The 13,763-nt window shown below is 70.9% G+C and carries 13 protein-coding genes; 9 read left to right on the plus strand and 4 right to left on the minus strand.

Features of this window, described 5'->3' with window-relative positions; all coding sequences use genetic code 11:
- Nucleotides 1-150: 150 nt before the first annotated feature.
- From ACIHFB_RS28535 to ACIHFB_RS28550, 4 genes are all read right to left on the minus strand, one after another.
- The gene (locus ACIHFB_RS28535; protein WP_365284466.1) at nucleotides 151-420 is read right to left on the minus strand and encodes a hypothetical protein; all 270 of its coding nucleotides are present in this window, start codon (nucleotides 418-420) and stop codon (nucleotides 151-153) included.
- A 196-nt stretch (nucleotides 421-616) separates the two neighbouring features.
- The gene (locus ACIHFB_RS28540; protein ID WP_365284468.1) at nucleotides 617-844 is read right to left on the minus strand and encodes a DUF3107 domain-containing protein; all 228 of its coding nucleotides are present in this window, start codon (nucleotides 842-844) and stop codon (nucleotides 617-619) included.
- A 135-nt stretch (nucleotides 845-979) separates the two neighbouring features.
- Nucleotides 980-1,621: a TetR/AcrR family transcriptional regulator gene (locus ACIHFB_RS28545; RefSeq protein ID WP_365284470.1), complete on the minus strand. Its 642-nt coding sequence runs from the start codon at nucleotides 1,619-1,621 to the stop codon at nucleotides 980-982.
- A gap of 171 nt (nucleotides 1,622-1,792) precedes the next feature.
- Nucleotides 1,793-2,014 (minus strand): hypothetical protein, encoded by a 222-nt coding sequence (locus ACIHFB_RS28550; RefSeq protein ID WP_365284472.1) that lies wholly within the window; start codon nucleotides 2,012-2,014, stop codon nucleotides 1,793-1,795.
- Nucleotides 2,015-2,236: 222 nt separating this feature from the next.
- Here ACIHFB_RS28550 and ACIHFB_RS28555 point away from each other — a divergent pair, with 222 nt between their 5' ends.
- From ACIHFB_RS28555 to ACIHFB_RS28595, 9 genes are all read left to right on the plus strand, one after another.
- A complete protein-coding gene (locus ACIHFB_RS28555; protein ID WP_365284474.1) occupies nucleotides 2,237-3,235 on the plus strand; it encodes an alpha/beta hydrolase in 999 nt (332 codons plus the stop codon).
- A gap of 8 nt (nucleotides 3,236-3,243) precedes the next feature.
- Entirely contained in the window at nucleotides 3,244-4,803 is a 1,560-nt protein-coding gene (locus ACIHFB_RS28560; protein WP_400128404.1) for a DUF3152 domain-containing protein, read from the plus strand.
- A 56-nt stretch (nucleotides 4,804-4,859) separates the two neighbouring features.
- Nucleotides 4,860-4,952 (plus strand): Ms4533A family Cys-rich leader peptide, encoded by a 93-nt coding sequence (locus ACIHFB_RS28565; RefSeq protein WP_365284478.1) that lies wholly within the window; start codon nucleotides 4,860-4,862, stop codon nucleotides 4,950-4,952.
- Nucleotides 4,953-5,131: 179 nt separating this feature from the next.
- Entirely contained in the window at nucleotides 5,132-6,850 is a 1,719-nt protein-coding gene (locus ACIHFB_RS28570) for an ABC transporter substrate-binding protein (protein ID WP_365284480.1), read from the plus strand.
- A 4-nt stretch (nucleotides 6,851-6,854) separates the two neighbouring features.
- Nucleotides 6,855-7,841, plus strand: a complete 987-nt coding sequence (locus ACIHFB_RS28575) for an ABC transporter permease (RefSeq protein WP_365284482.1) — start codon at nucleotides 6,855-6,857, stop codon at nucleotides 7,839-7,841.
- A complete protein-coding gene (locus ACIHFB_RS28580) occupies nucleotides 7,838-8,836 on the plus strand; it encodes an ABC transporter permease (RefSeq protein WP_365284484.1) in 999 nt (332 codons plus the stop codon). Before ACIHFB_RS28575 ends, ACIHFB_RS28580 begins: the two co-directional genes overlap by 4 nt.
- Nucleotides 8,833-10,434, plus strand: coding sequence for an ABC transporter ATP-binding protein (locus ACIHFB_RS28585; RefSeq protein ID WP_365284487.1), 1,602 nt, complete (start codon nucleotides 8,833-8,835; stop codon nucleotides 10,432-10,434). The genes ACIHFB_RS28580 and ACIHFB_RS28585 overlap by 4 nt, the downstream gene beginning before the upstream one ends.
- A 190-nt stretch (nucleotides 10,435-10,624) precedes the next feature.
- On the plus strand, nucleotides 10,625-12,316 hold the full coding sequence (locus ACIHFB_RS28590) for a DUF3492 domain-containing protein (RefSeq protein ID WP_365284489.1): 1,692 nt from the start codon (nucleotides 10,625-10,627) through the stop codon (nucleotides 12,314-12,316).
- Complete coding sequence (locus ACIHFB_RS28595; protein ID WP_365284491.1) at nucleotides 12,313-13,725, plus strand: hypothetical protein; 1,413 nt, start codon at nucleotides 12,313-12,315, stop codon at nucleotides 13,723-13,725. Before ACIHFB_RS28590 ends, ACIHFB_RS28595 begins: the two co-directional genes overlap by 4 nt.
- Nucleotides 13,726-13,763: the final 38 nt, after the last annotated feature.

Genomic DNA, 13,763 nt, shown 5'->3' on the forward strand with positions numbered 1-13,763 from the left:
GCTCCGCTCGGGGGTGCTTCGGTTGTTTCGCGGCTGCGGGTCCGCGGGGGCTGGTCGCGCTCGCGCGGCGGAGCCGCATATCGGCACAGCCCCGCGCCCCTTTCGGGGCGCTTCCCAGACGGCGTTCTCAAGGTTCCGCGCGGTTGTCCTTTACGCCGTCGCCGATCGGCGGCGCAGTCTTCCCGCGGGGCGCAGCAGCAGCGACAGCGAGGCCGCGGAGACGGCCACCGCGCCGGCCATGATCAGCAGGACGTGGCCCGCGCCCAGCGCGCTGTGGGTGAGGAAGGCGCCGAAGAGGCCGCCGGCGATGCCTGTCGAGAGGACCAGCGAGCGGACGGGGAGGCGGTGCGAGAGGCGATGGATCGCGGCCGAGGCCAACACCAGGCCGAGCACGGCGGAGCCAAGCGCTTCCAAGATCATGACGGGGTCCCTCCCACACGGCCTGCCTGCGCACCACGGACGTAGCCCGTCATACCCGTGACCTGCGGAATGCAATCCTCCCCTGTGCGCGGGATGTGCTCCGTCCGTGAAGGAATTCGCCGCCTGCGGCGGGTGCGGGAAAAGGGGAAGGACCCGGCGGTCGACCGACCGCCGGGCCCTTCCCCTCAGGCGTGAACTACAGCGCGCCGAAGCCCACCTTGCGCGGGGCCGGCTCGCCGATCTCGACGTATGCGAGACGGTCGGCCGGGACCAGGATCTTGCGGCCGTGCTCGTCCACGAGGCTCAGCAGCTGCGACTTGCCGGCGAGGGCCTCGGCCACCACCCGCTCGACCTCCTCGGCACTCTGCCCGCTCTCCAGAACGATCTCGCGGGGCGTGTGCAGCACGCCGATCTTGACCTCCACGGCTATGTCCCTCCGACGGTCAGTGAAGTGCGCGACCCTGCGCGCCGTACGCAGCACACATTAGCCCGGTGAGGGGATCCGCACGTTGCGCAGGGGAACGCCAGGAGCGAACAGCGGGTGGGAACAAACGGGCGGTCAGTGGTGCTCGCTGCCGTGCAGCGGGAAACCGGCGATGCCCCGCCAGGCCAGCGAGGCGAGCAGCTGGACCGCCTGATCGCGCGGGACGCTGCGGTCGCTGTGCAGCCAGGAACGCGCCACCACCTGGGCGAGTCCGCCGAGGCCGGACGCGAGCAGCATGGACTCGGCACGCGAGAGCCCGGTGTCCTCGGCGATGACCTCACAGATCGCCTCGGCACACTCGTTGGTGACCTTGTCGACGCGCTCGCGCACGGCGGGCTCGTTCGTCAGGTCGGACTCGAAGACCAGACGGAAGGCGCCGCCGTCGTCCTCGACGTACGCGAAGTACGCGTCCATCGTCGCCCGTACGCGCTGCTTGTTGTCGGTCGTCGACGCCAGCGCGCTCCGTACGGACTGGATCAGCGATTCGCAGTGCTGGTCCAGGAGGGCGAGATACAGGTCGAGCTTGCCCGGGAAGTGCTGGTAGAGCACCGGCTTGCTGACGCCGGCGCGCTCGGCGATGTCGTCCATCGCGGCCGCGTGGTAGCCCTGCGCCACGAAGACTTCCTGGGCGGCGCCCAGCAGTTGGTTCCGTCGGGCACGGCGCGGCAGGCGTGTGCCCCGCGGGCGTGCCGCCTCTGTCTGCTCGATGGCTGTCACGCCGCCTCCCAATGTCGTCCACATGCGGTGTGCGCCGCGCGGCCATCGTACTTTTCGGTAACCGTGGTGTGCGCGGTGCGAGCGCAGAATTTCACGGACCGGACGGCTACGAAAGCGGTATGAAAGGTTTTAAACAGGGGTGGGTCGGGCATTATGCCGCCTTGCCGCTGCTCACCGATAGTCGTCCTCGTCCAGTGAGACCACGCGGGCCTGTTCGATGAGGTCCGCCTCGCTGCCCCGGTCCGGGTCGGCGCCGGTCAGTGAGTCGTCGCGGTCCGCCGCGATCTCGGCCTGCTGCTCGGCGGCATCGCCTTCCGGGGCCTCGACGTCGATCTCCTCCTCGCCCACCTCGAAGTCCTCGAACGTCTCGGGGTCTGTCGGGTCTACGGCCATGACGGGCTCCCTTCCTAGGAACGTCCCTGGGGAAGCAGGGGCCACATGCGGGTGCCCTCAATACGAGCCTAGGAGACACCTGATCCGGACGCTATGCGATCCGCGTCCGGATCGTGACGCGGTGCGTCCGAGTGGCGCGGGGCGTGGGCCGTTCGTGATCCGGGCGGGGCCTGTGATGGCGAACACATGAACCACTGCGTGATCGTCTCGTAACATTGCTGCATGTCTTCGACCGAGTTCCCGTCCGCACCGGCCAGCAGTGCGCTCCCGAAGGTGTCGCCCGTCAGGGTCGCCGAGGGTGAGCGGCTGAGGTCGGTGGGGTTGCCGGGAATCACGCTGACGGTGCGGTCGAGACCGCCGGCGCGTGAAGGCCTGCCGCCCGCGCTGTACGTCCATGGACTCGGCGGCTCCTCGCAGAACTGGTCGGGGCTGATGCCCCTGCTCGACGAGTACGTCGACAGCGAGGCCCTCGACCTCCCCGGCTTCGGCGACTCCCCACCACCGGACGACGGCGACTACTCGATCACCGCGCACGCCCGCGCGGTGATCCGCTATCTGGACTCCTCCGCGCGCGGGCCCGTGCACCTGCTCGGCAACTCGCTGGGCGGCGCGGTCACCACCCGGGTCGCCGCCGTGCGCCCCGATCTCGTCCGCACGCTCACGCTCGTGTCGCCCGCCCTTCCGGAGCTGCGCATCCAGCCCACCGCCGTACCCACGGCGCTGCTGGCGCTGCCCGGCGTGGCGACCCTGTTCACCCGGTACAGCAGGGACTGGTCCGCGGAGCAGCGGGTGCGCGGGGTGATGGCGCTCTGCTACGGCGATCGCGGGCGCGTGACGCCCGAGGAATTCGACAACGCCGTGGAGGAGATGTCGCGGCGGCTGCAACTGCCGTACTTCTGGGACGCGATGGCACGCTCCGCGCGCGGGATCGTCAACGCCTACACGCTGGGTGGCCAGCACGGACTGTGGCGCCAGGCCGAGCGGGTCCTCGCGCCGACCCTTCTCATCTACGGCGGCCGGGACCAGCTCGTCGGCTACCGCATGAGCCAGAAGGCGGCCCGCTCCTTTCCCGCCGCCCGGCTGCTGTCCTTGCCGGATGCCGGGCACGTGGCGATGATGGAGTACCCCGAAGAGGTGGCGCGGGCCTTCCGTGAACTCCTCACCGACACCGGCGAGTTGAGCGCAGTGGCGGGGGCCGCCGTCGAGAGCGCGGGGAGCTGAGGGGCGAGGTGGGACGCCACAGTCGGCGGGGGGCTGCGCCCAAGGGCGCGGTCAAGGGCGGTTCGGAGGGTACTCCGGCTCGGGGTGTGCCGAGGGTGCCTGGGCCCTCGGATCGAGGTGCGTCAGGGCTTTCTGACGGTTCCTCTGGTCGCGGTGCACCGAGGGTTTCTGACGGTTCCTCTGATCGAGGTGCACCGAGGTTTTCTGACGGGACGCCGGCGCACGGTTTTCCGAGGCTTCCTGACGGGACGCCCGCGCATGGCTTTCCGAGGCTTCCTGACGGGACGCCCGCGCATGGCTTTCCGAGGCTTCCTGACGGGACGCCGGCTCGGGGTGTGCCGCGCCTTCCCGACGGCACGCCTGCCCACGGCTTTCCGAGGCTTCCCGACGGCACGCCCGCGCACGGCTTCCCCCGTTACGCCGACGCCACGCCCGCGCGCGGTGTCTCCCAAGTTCGGGGTGCGCATCCCGAGCAGCGTGAACCCGGGGGCGGCTGGGGCGAGTCGAGGGGTCGGGGCGGGGTCGGGCACGAGGCTCCGGCCGGGCCCGGCGTCCAGATACCGCGGCAGCGACAGGCGCGTCCGGGCGGACCGCGTCAGGACTACGTCGACGCCTTCGAAGAGGAAGACGACGTCTTCTCGCCGCGTACGTCCGGCTCCGACCCGTACGCCTCCGTCACCGACTGGGCCGGGACGACGGGCATCGAGAACGACACCCAGGCAGACGCCGACAACCCGCCGCCCACCGGTAGGCCCGCGCAGGCCAAGGGCGGCAAGGGGCGGACCTTCGCGGGGATCGCGGCCCTCGCCGTCACGACGGTGCTGGCCGTCGTCGTGGCCGGTCAGGTCGCCGACGGGCGCGACGACGTACGGACGCAGTCGGCCACCGACCAGGCCCGGGACGCCCGTGACGGCACCTCGCGAGCGGACGGACGGCCGACGCCCTCCACCTCGCCGAGCGCGGCGACGCTGACGTACGCGCAGCAGATGGACAAGAAGTACGCGCTCAGCGCCACGCTCGACGGCTCCGGCAAGTTCGACGCGATCGCCGGCGTCGACCGGGCGCCCGGCGCGGGGCAGAAGTACACGTACCGCGTGGACGTGGAGCAGGGGCTCGGCCTCGACGGCGAACTCTTCGCGCAGGCCGTGCAGAAGACGCTCAACGACGACCGGAGCTGGGCCCACAACGGCGCCCGCACCTTCGAGCGCGTCTACTCCGGCAAGCCCGACTTCGTGATCACGCTCGCCAGCCCCGGCACCACCGCCGACTGGTGCGCCAAGTCCGGCCTGGACACGACCGAGGACAACGTGTCCTGTGACTCGGCCTCCACGGACCGCGTGATGATCAATGCGTATCGATGGGCGCAGGGGTCGAAGACATACGGCGACAAGATGTATGCGTACCGGCAAATGTTGATCAATCATGAGGTCGGCCACCGGCTCGGCTACAGCCACGTCACCTGTGACAAGGACGGCGACCTCGCCCCGGTCATGCAGCAGCAGACCAAGTTCCTCGACCATGACGGGATCCACTGCCGGGCCAATGCCTGGCCGTATCCCGGGAGTTGACGCACGGCACCGACGTCACGTTGACATGCGCAGAAAAGTCGTACATATTTCTGCGCATGTCGCCCCGTCCCGCCTCCGTGCGCGCCGCCATCGAGCTGGCGCTGATCGGTGTGACCCCGCTCTGCGTGGCCGACATTCTCTGTCGCTGACGCCCGCCTCCAGGCGCGCGTCGCGAATTTCGTTCTTCCCGTGACGGAGTCACGGTCCTTCGACTTCTTCGACGACCCGACGCCGGGGCAGACGTCTGTTCACTTTCGTCTCACCCCTTGTCAATCTGTCTCGCGATCCGAGATCGGTCCGGGACTCATCATCCGAGAGGTCGTCTCCGATGCGTCAACCGTCCGTACACAGCGCCCGCATGGCGAGCGTTTCGCTGGCCCTGGTCCTGGCAGCGGGCGCCGCCGCCTGCGGGCCTGAGGACAACGATGCCAAGAGCTCCGGCGGCGACTCCACGCCCCACAAGGGCGGCACGCTCACGGTCCTGAACTCCAACCCGCAGCAGGACTTCGACCCGGCCCGGCTGTACACCTCCGGCGGCGGCAACGTGCCCTCCCTGGTCTTCCGTACGCTCACCACCCGCAACCGGGAGGACGGCGCGGCCGGCGCCGAGGTCGTCCCGGACCTCGCCACCGACACCGGGCGCCCCAACAAGGACGCGACGGTGTGGACGTACACCCTGAAGAAGGGCCTCAAGTACGAGGACGGCACCGCGATCACCTCGGCCGACATCAAGTACGGCATCGAGCGCTCCTTCGCCGCCGAGCTCTCCGGCGGTGCGCCCTATCTGAGGGACTGGCTGATCGGCGGCGCCGACTACCAGGGGCCGTACAAGGACAAGGGCGGGCTCGACTCGATCGAGACGCCGGACTCCCGCACGATCGTCTTCCGTCTGAACAAGCCCGAGGGCGAGTTCCCGTACCTGGCCACGCAGACCCAGTTCACGCCCGTCCCGAAGGCCAAGGACACGGGGACGAAGTACGAGGAGCACCCGGTCTCGTCCGGGCCGTACAAGGTCGTCTCGAACGAGAACGACGGTGAGCGGCTCGTGCTGGCGCGCAACACCCACTGGTCCGCCTCGACGGACGCCGAGCGCAAGGCGTACCCGGACAGGATCGACGTACGGTCCGGGCTCGACTCGTCCGTGATCAACCAGCGGCTCTCCTCGTCGCAGGGCGCGGACGCGGCCGCGGTCACCACGGACACCAACCTCGGCCCGGCCGAGCTCGCCAAGGTGAGCGGTGACAAGGAGCTTGCTGCTCGCGTCGGTACCGGACACTTCGGCTACACCAACTACATAGCGTTCAACCCGACGGTCAAGCCGTTCGACAACGTCAAGGTGCGGCAGGCGATCTCGTACGCCATCGACCGGTCGTCCGTGGTCAACGCGGCCGGTGGATCGGCGCTCGCCGAGGCCGCCACCACCTTCCTGCCGGACCAGAAGTCCTTCGGCTACACCCCGTACGACCTGTTCCCGGCGGGCGAGGCCGGCGATGCCGCCAAGGCCAAGGAGCTGCTGAAGGAGGCCGGTTACCCGAACGGGCTCACCGTCACGCTGACCCACTCCAACGCCAAGGACTTCGAGACCAGCCCGGAGATCGCGACGGCCATCCAGGACGCGCTCAAGAAGGCCGGTATCACCGTCAAGCTGGAGGGTCTGGAGGACAACGACTACTCGGACAAGATCCACAACGTGAAGACCGAGCCCGGCTTCTTCCTCGCCCACTGGGGTGCCGACTGGCCCTCCGGCGGTCCCTTCCTCGCCCCGATCTTCGACGGCCGTCAGATCGTCAAGGATGGATCGAACTTCAACACGGGCCTGTTGAACGACAAGTCGGTCAATGACGAGATTGACGCGATCAACAAGTTGACCGATCTTGACGCTGCCGCCAAGCGATGGGGCGCACTGGACAAGAAGATCGGTGAGCAGGCGCTGACCGTGCCGCTGTTCCACCCGGTCTACAAGCGGCTGTACGGCGACGACATCAAGAACGTCGTGATCAGCGACTGGACCGGTGTGTTGGACATCTCGCAGGTCGCGGTGAAGTAGCGCCGTGAGCGAGGTACTTGTCGCCACCCGGGCTCCCGAGGCACCCGCCTCGGGAGCCTCGGGGGCCCGTCAGTTCTGGCGGCGGCTGCGGACGCAGCGCGCCGCCCTGGTCGCGGCGGTCGTCGTCGCACTGCTCGTCCTGATCGCGCTCGCCGCGCCGCTGCTCACCGCGATCGAGGGCCAGGATCCGACCACCTACCACCCGTCTCTGGTGGACTCCGCGCGCGGCGGGGTGCCGATCGGGTCCTTCGGTGGCATCAGCGGGGAGCACTGGCTCGGTGTGGAGCCACAGACCGGGCGGGACCTGTTCGCGCGACTCGTCTACGGCGCCCGGGTCTCGCTGGGTGTCGCGCTGGCGGCCACCGTCGTACAGGTCCTCATCGGTGTCGTCGTCGGCGTCGCGGCGGCGCTCGGCAACCGATGGGTTGATCAACTGTTGAGCCGCTTCACCGAGATCATCGTCGCCATGCCGCTGATGATCATGGCGTTGGCGCTGCTGGCGATCGTGCCGTCGAGCTTCCCCCGGCCCGTCCTCGTCGCCTTCGTCATCGGCCTGATCGGATGGGGCAGCATCGCGAAGATCGTGCGCGCCCAGACGCTCACCCTCAAGGGGCTCGACTACGTCTCCGCAGCCCGGCTCAGCGGCTGGAGCACCTGGCGGATCGCCCGCCGCGAACTGCTGCCCGGCATCGCCGCGCCGGTCATCACGTACGCGGCGCTGCTCGTTCCGTCGAACATCACCGTGGAGGCCGCCCTGTCCTTCCTCGGCGTCGGTGTGAAGCCGCCGACGCCGTCGTGGGGACAGATGCTCACCGCCGCCGACGTCTGGTACCAGGCAGCCCCGCAGTATCTGCTGCTGCCCGCCGGAGCGCTCTTCGTGACCGTCCTCGCCCTGACCGTCCTCGGTGACGGCGTGCGCACCGCGCTCGACCCGCGCGCCGCGTCCCGGCTGCGCGTCGGCACGGGCCGCAAGAGGGAGGCCAAGGCATGAGCGGCTTCACCGGATTCGTCCTGCGCCGGACCATCGGCGCCTTCGTCACCCTGTTCGCCATCTCGGTGATCGTCTACGTCGTCTTCTACGCCACCCCGGGCAACGTCGCCCAGATCACCTGCGGTCCCCGCTGCTCGCCCGCCCAGGTACAGCAGGTCGCCGGGCAACTGCACCTCGACGACCCGCTGTTCACGCGCTACTGGCACTTCCTGGAGGGCCTCGTCGTCGGCCGGGACTACTCCACGGGCACCTCCGTGGAGCACTGCTCGGCGCCCTGCCTCGGGCTGTCGTACCAGAGCGACCAGCAGGTCACCGCGCTGATCCTGGCGAAACTGCCGGTCAGTCTGTCGCTCGTGGTCGGCGCGATGGTGCTGTGGCTGATCCTCGGCGTCGGCACCGGCGTCCTCTCCGCCTGGCGGCGCGGTCGCCTCACCGAGCGGCTGCTCACCGGCATCACCCTCGCGGGCGTGGCCACGCCGGTCTTCGTCATCGGCCTGGTCCTGATGATCGTCGTCTGCGGGCAGCTGCAACTGCTGCCGTTCCCGCAGTACGTGGCCTTCACCGACGACCCCGAGCAGTGGGCGTGGAACCTGCTGCTGCCCTGGCTGTCCCTCGCCCTGATCGAGGCCGCCGCCTTCGCCCGGCTGACCAGGGCGTCGATGCTGGAGACGCTGGCCGAGGACCACATCAGGACCTTCCGGGCGTACGGCGTCGGCGAGCGGTCGGTCATCGGGCGGCACGCGCTGCGCGGGGCGCTCGCCCCGGTCATCGCCCTCAATGCCAACAACGTGGGCTCGGCGGTCGGCGGCGCGGTGCTCACCGAGACGCTCTTCGGCCTGCCCGGCATCGGACAGGAACTGGTCCATGCGGTCAATGTGGTCGACCTTCCGGTCGTCGTCGGCATGGTCCTGGTCATCGGCTTCTTCGTGGTCGTCGCCAACGCCGTCGCGGACGTGCTGTACGCGGTGGCCGACCGACGGGTGGTGCTGGCATGAGCCTGGTGGAAGTGACGGACCTGACCGTCGAGTTCGGGTCCCTTCGGGCCGTCGACGGCCTCTCCTTCCGGCTGGAGCAGGGCGCCGCCCTCGCGCTCGTCGGCGAGTCCGGCTCGGGCAAGTCCACGGTCGCGTCGGCCCTGTTGGGACTGCACCGGGGGACCGGAGCGGCGGTGGGCGGCGCGGTGCAGGTGGCCGGCGTCGACGTACAGCAGGCGTCCGACGAGGAGCTGCGGCGGCTGCGCGGCGGGAAGGCCGCCATGGTCTTCCAGGACCCGCTGTCGTCCCTCGACCCGTACTACGCGATCGGCGACCAGATCGCCGAGGTGCATCGCGTGCACGCGCGCGTGTCACGCCGGGCGGCACGCGCGCGTGCCGTGGAGGTGCTGGACCGGGTGGGCATTCCGGACGCACGACGACGGTCCCGTTCGCGCCCGCACGAGTTCAGCGGCGGTATGCGCCAACGCGCCCTGATCGCCATGGCGCTGGCCTGCGAGCCCGATCTGCTGATCGCCGACGAGCCGACCACCGCGCTCGACGTGACCGTCCAGGCCCAGATCCTCGACCTGGTGCACACGCTGCGCGAGGAGACCGGCCTGGGCCTGCTCCTCGTCACCCATGACGTGGGTGTCGCCGCCGAGAGCGTCGACGAGGTGCTGGTCATGCGGCACGGGCGTGCGGTGGAGCACGGTCTGGTCGGCGCCGTCCTGGGGGCGCCTTCGAAGACGTACACCCGTGAACTCCTGAGCGCGGTCCCGCGCGTGGACGCCGCCCGCACCGCCTCCGTGGCGTCGGACGAGGTCGTCCTCGACGCGACCGGCCTCAGGCGCGAGTTCGGGCGCGGCAAGCGGTCGTTCGCGGCCGTGGACGACGTGTCGCTGACGGTCCATCGGGGCGAGACGCTCGGCATCGTGGGCGAGAGCGGGAGCGGGAAGACGACGCTGGGACGGATGCTCGTCGGGCTCCTCGAACCGACGGCGGGGGAGGTCCGTTACGAGGGCCACGCGCGCGCGGGGGTGAATCCGGCGGTGCAGATGGTCTTCCAGGACCCCGTGTCCTCGCTCAACCCCCGGCGCAGCGTGGGTGAGTCGATTGCCGATCCGATACGCGCGCGGGGAGAACGGGACGGGGAGCGCGTGCGGGAGCTGCTGGAGCGCGTGGGGCTCGAAGCGGCGCACTACGACCGCTACCCGCACGAGTTCAGCGGCGGTCAGCGCCAGCGCGTCGGCATCGCGCGGGCGCTCGCGGCCGACCCGCGCGTCATCGTCTGCGACGAGCCCGTCTCCGCGCTCGACGTCACCACCCAGGCGCAAGTGGTCGCCCTGCTCGGCGAGTTGCAGCGCGAACTCGGACTCGCGCTGATCTTCGTCGCCCACGACCTGGCCGTCGTACGCCAGGTCAGCGACCGGGTCGCGGTGATGCGCAAGGGCCGGATCGTCGAGTCCGGCCCCGCCGACGAGGTCTACGACTCCCCCCAGGACCCGTACACCAAGCAGCTCCTGGCCGCAGTGCCCGCGCTCGACCCGCAGGTGGCGGCCCGGCGCAGAGCGGTCAGACGGGAGCTGGCCGTGACTCGGCGGGAGTTGGCGGCGACCTAACGAAACGTAACCGCTTGATCTCTTAGCGCGATCGAACGCGACCCGCACGGGAAAGTTACGACCGTTCACCCCTTTTGGTGGCGTGATGGACAACCGTCCGTCGCGCCACCGTCATGTCCGCATACGTTCGTCCCGCTGCGAGCCGTCGAGTCAACGACGGCTCCCCATACGGGAGAACGGGGGTGCGCTCGTGCGCATCGGACTGCTTACGGAGGGTGGCTATCCGTACGTGAGCGGTGACGCCAGGCTCTGGTGCGACCGGCTCGTGCGCGGGTTGGGGCAGCACGAGTTCGACATCTACGCGCTCAGTCGCAGCGAGCGCCAGGAGGACGAGGGCTGGGTGCCGCTGCCGTCGCAGGTCAGCCGGGTGCGCACGGCTCCGCTGTGGACGGCCGAGGACGACGGCGCCGGGTACGGCCGACGGGCACGACGCCGTTTCGCCGACAGCTACGGCGAGTTGGTGACCGTCGTGTGCACGAGTGGAACCGGGGCAGGGACCACCCCTGAGGCGGACCGTTTCGGCAACGCGCTGTACGGGCTCGCCGAACTCGCTCGCGACGAGGGCGGCCTGGTGGGAGCGCTCCGCTCCGAGACCGCCGTACGCGCCCTGGAACGCGCCTGTCGCGCGCCCGGCGCCCTGCGCGCCGCGCGGGAGGCGCGCGTACCGGATCTCCTCGCCGTCGTCGCGCACTTGGAACGTGCCCTGCGCCCCCTCTCGCTCGACTGGTACGAGGACGACGGCCTCGGCTCCGTAGACCTGTGCCACGCGGCGTCCGGCGGCCCGGCCGCCCTCCCCGGACTGGTCGCCCGCCACTTCTCGGGCGTGCCGCTGCTGGTGACCGAGTACGGCGTGCAGCTGCGCACGCACTACCTGACCACGGGCGACGCCCCACCGGCCGAACGGGCCCTGCTCGCGGCCTTCCACGGACAGCTCGCCGCCGAGATCTACCGTCGGGCGGCCGTCATCACACCCGGCAACTCCCATGCCCGCCGCTGGCAGGAACACTGCGGCGCCGACCGCGAGAAGCTGCGCACGGTCTACCCGGGTATGGAGGCGGCCCGCTTCACGGACGTCGGCGAGTCCCTGGAGTGCGCCGACCCGGACACGCTGGTCTGGGTCGGCCGGGTCGAACCCACCAAGGACCTGGTCTCCCTGCTGCACGCCTTCGCGGAGGTCCGCAAGGAGGAACCGAAGACCCGTCTGCGGATCGTCGGCACCCCCTCGGGCGCCGAGGGCGCCGCCTACCTGGCCCACTGCAAGGCCCTGGCCGCCCAGCTCTTCCCGGACGAGGCGGAGGGCCGGCATGCGGTCGGCCGCAACCCGGTGACCTTCGAGGAGATCGGCGCCCCCGAAGTCCCCACGCTCGCCGAGGCGTACGCGGGGGGCGCGGTGATCGCCCTGTCGAGCGTCGTCGAGGGCTTCCCGATCAGCCTCGTCGAGGCCATGCTCTGCGGCCGCGCGACGGTGTCCACCGACGTCGGCGCCGTTGTGGAGGTCATCGGCGGCACCGGACTCGTCGTGCCGCCGCGCAATCCGCGGGCGCTCGCGGAGGCGTGCGTGGCGCTGCTGCGCGACCCCGAGCGGCGTGAACGCCTGGGTGCCGCCGCCCGCGCCCGGGCTCTCGAACTCTTCACCGTCGAGCAGAACGTCGCGGCATTTCACGGCATTTACCTGGAGATCGTCTCGCAATGCCCGGTCCGCCGGGTCGTCCTCGACGACACCGGGGAACCCCTGCCGTTCGGCGTCCCCGCCGAGGCCCACGTCCCCGGCAGCTGGACCGACCCGGCCGCGCGCGTCGCGGCCCGCGGCGGTCCCGGCTGGGCGACGGGACGGCCGGTGCGGGCGGGCGGTCCCGTACCCGCGACGGAGGGGGCGCGATGAGCGACTTGGGCGAACTCGACCGCCCCGGGACGCCGGTCGGCCCCGGTGCGTGGGACGCGCGCTCGGAGGAGTGGCTGGCGGTGGAGCCGTACCCGCATGGTGCGGTGGAGCCGTACCCACTGGGTGACGGGGAGCCGTACCCACACGGTGACCGGGAGTCGACCGCGCATCGTGACGGGGAGTCGATCCCGCATCGTGCCGGGGAGTTGAACCCGCGGGGTGCGGAAGAGCCGTACGCGCGAGGTGAGCAGGAGCGCGAGAAGCAGCCCGTCGGCGATGTCGCCCTCGAACGTGGCTCCGCCCCTGCCCCGGCCCGCCGTGCCGCCGCAGCGGACCCGGTGAAGGCGCTGATGCACCGTCACCGCGAGCTGTGCGAACGGGCCGTGGACCCCTTGGAGATCGCGGCCGGCCTGGAGGCACACGGCGTCACCGACCGCACCGCCTCCCGCTTCCGGCACCGGGATGTCTTCTCCCTGGCGGAGGAGTTGTACGCCCGCGTCCCGCGTGACGGCGAGACCTCCCACCGCCCCACGCCGCCGAAAGCCCCCCGGCCCCGAGCCGACCGGGTGCTGCTCACCCTGTTGCCGGGCGCGCTGTGCGCAGCCACGTTCGCCGGTCTCCGCCTCACCCAGGGCCAATCGCGCCTGATCGCGGTGGCCGTGGGCGTCCTGGCCGTGACCATGGCCGTCCGGGCGGTCCTGTCCCGCGGGCCGCTCGGCACGAAGGGCCGGACGCCCGCACCGGGCAGCGGCACCTGGATCTGCTGGCTCGTCGCCTACGCCGTCCTCGGCGACGGACTCCTCCGCGCAGCCGTGGCCGGTGGCCCCGACGGCCTGCCGACCGGCGCCATGGACGGCCCCTGGCCCCTGGCCACCGCGCCGATCCTGGCCCTCACACTGGCCTACGCCCCCGCGGCATGGAGCGCCCACCTCTTCGCCGCACGGGCCCGCCGCAAACTGACGACCACCCGGGGTCTGGAGGAGTTCACCGCCTCCGTGCAGCCCCTGCTGTTCGGCACGGTCGCCCTGTATCTGTGCGCGTTGACGGGCCTCCTCACCCTGACCGGCGCGGCCCTGGCCGAGCCCGCGGCCTACGCCCAGGCCATCACCCTGGGAGCCCTCCTGTTCCTCGCGCGCCTCCTCACCGCACACGGCTTCACCCACGCCCCCGCAGTCGTCCTCACCGCCACGGCGACCGTCGAGGGAGCCGCCCTGGCCACGGTCTTCGCGGGCCGTCTCCCCGGCTGCGGCTTTCTCGCCACCCCCGTCGACACGCTCGTCCACACCTGGGGCCCCGGCAGCATCCCGGCTCTCGCCTGCGGAGCCGCGGCCCTGACCCTCCTGCTCCACGCGACCCGAAGGCTGACCAAGGCATCGGCCCACGCCCGATCGGACGGGTCGTCGCCATGAGACACGTCGCGACAGCAGGCGCCAGACATCCCCACCGG

Source organism: Streptomyces sp. NPDC051963, from assembly GCF_044593495.1.
Taxonomy (GTDB): domain Bacteria; phylum Actinomycetota; class Actinomycetes; order Streptomycetales; family Streptomycetaceae; genus Streptomyces.

Excerpts from the sequence above, each read along its gene's own strand:
- ACIHFB_RS28535 (WP_365284466.1), bottom strand. The coding sequence starts at position 420 with ATGATCTTGGAAGCGCTTGGCTCCGCCGTGCTCGGCCTGGTGTTGGCC.
- ACIHFB_RS28550 (WP_365284472.1), bottom strand. The coding sequence starts at position 2,014 with ATGGCCGTAGACCCGACAGACCCCGAGACGTTCGAGGACTTCGAGGTG.
- ACIHFB_RS28555 (WP_365284474.1), top strand. The coding sequence starts at position 2,237 with ATGTCTTCGACCGAGTTCCCGTCCGCACCGGCCAGCAGTGCGCTCCCG.
- ACIHFB_RS28565 (WP_365284478.1), top strand. The coding sequence starts at position 4,860 with ATGTCGCCCCGTCCCGCCTCCGTGCGCGCCGCCATCGAGCTGGCGCTG.
- ACIHFB_RS28570 (WP_365284480.1), top strand. The coding sequence starts at position 5,132 with ATGCGTCAACCGTCCGTACACAGCGCCCGCATGGCGAGCGTTTCGCTG.
- ACIHFB_RS28580 (WP_365284484.1), top strand. The coding sequence starts at position 7,838 with ATGAGCGGCTTCACCGGATTCGTCCTGCGCCGGACCATCGGCGCCTTC.
- ACIHFB_RS28585 (WP_365284487.1), top strand. The coding sequence starts at position 8,833 with ATGAGCCTGGTGGAAGTGACGGACCTGACCGTCGAGTTCGGGTCCCTT.
- ACIHFB_RS28595 (WP_365284491.1), top strand. The coding sequence starts at position 12,313 with ATGAGCGACTTGGGCGAACTCGACCGCCCCGGGACGCCGGTCGGCCCC.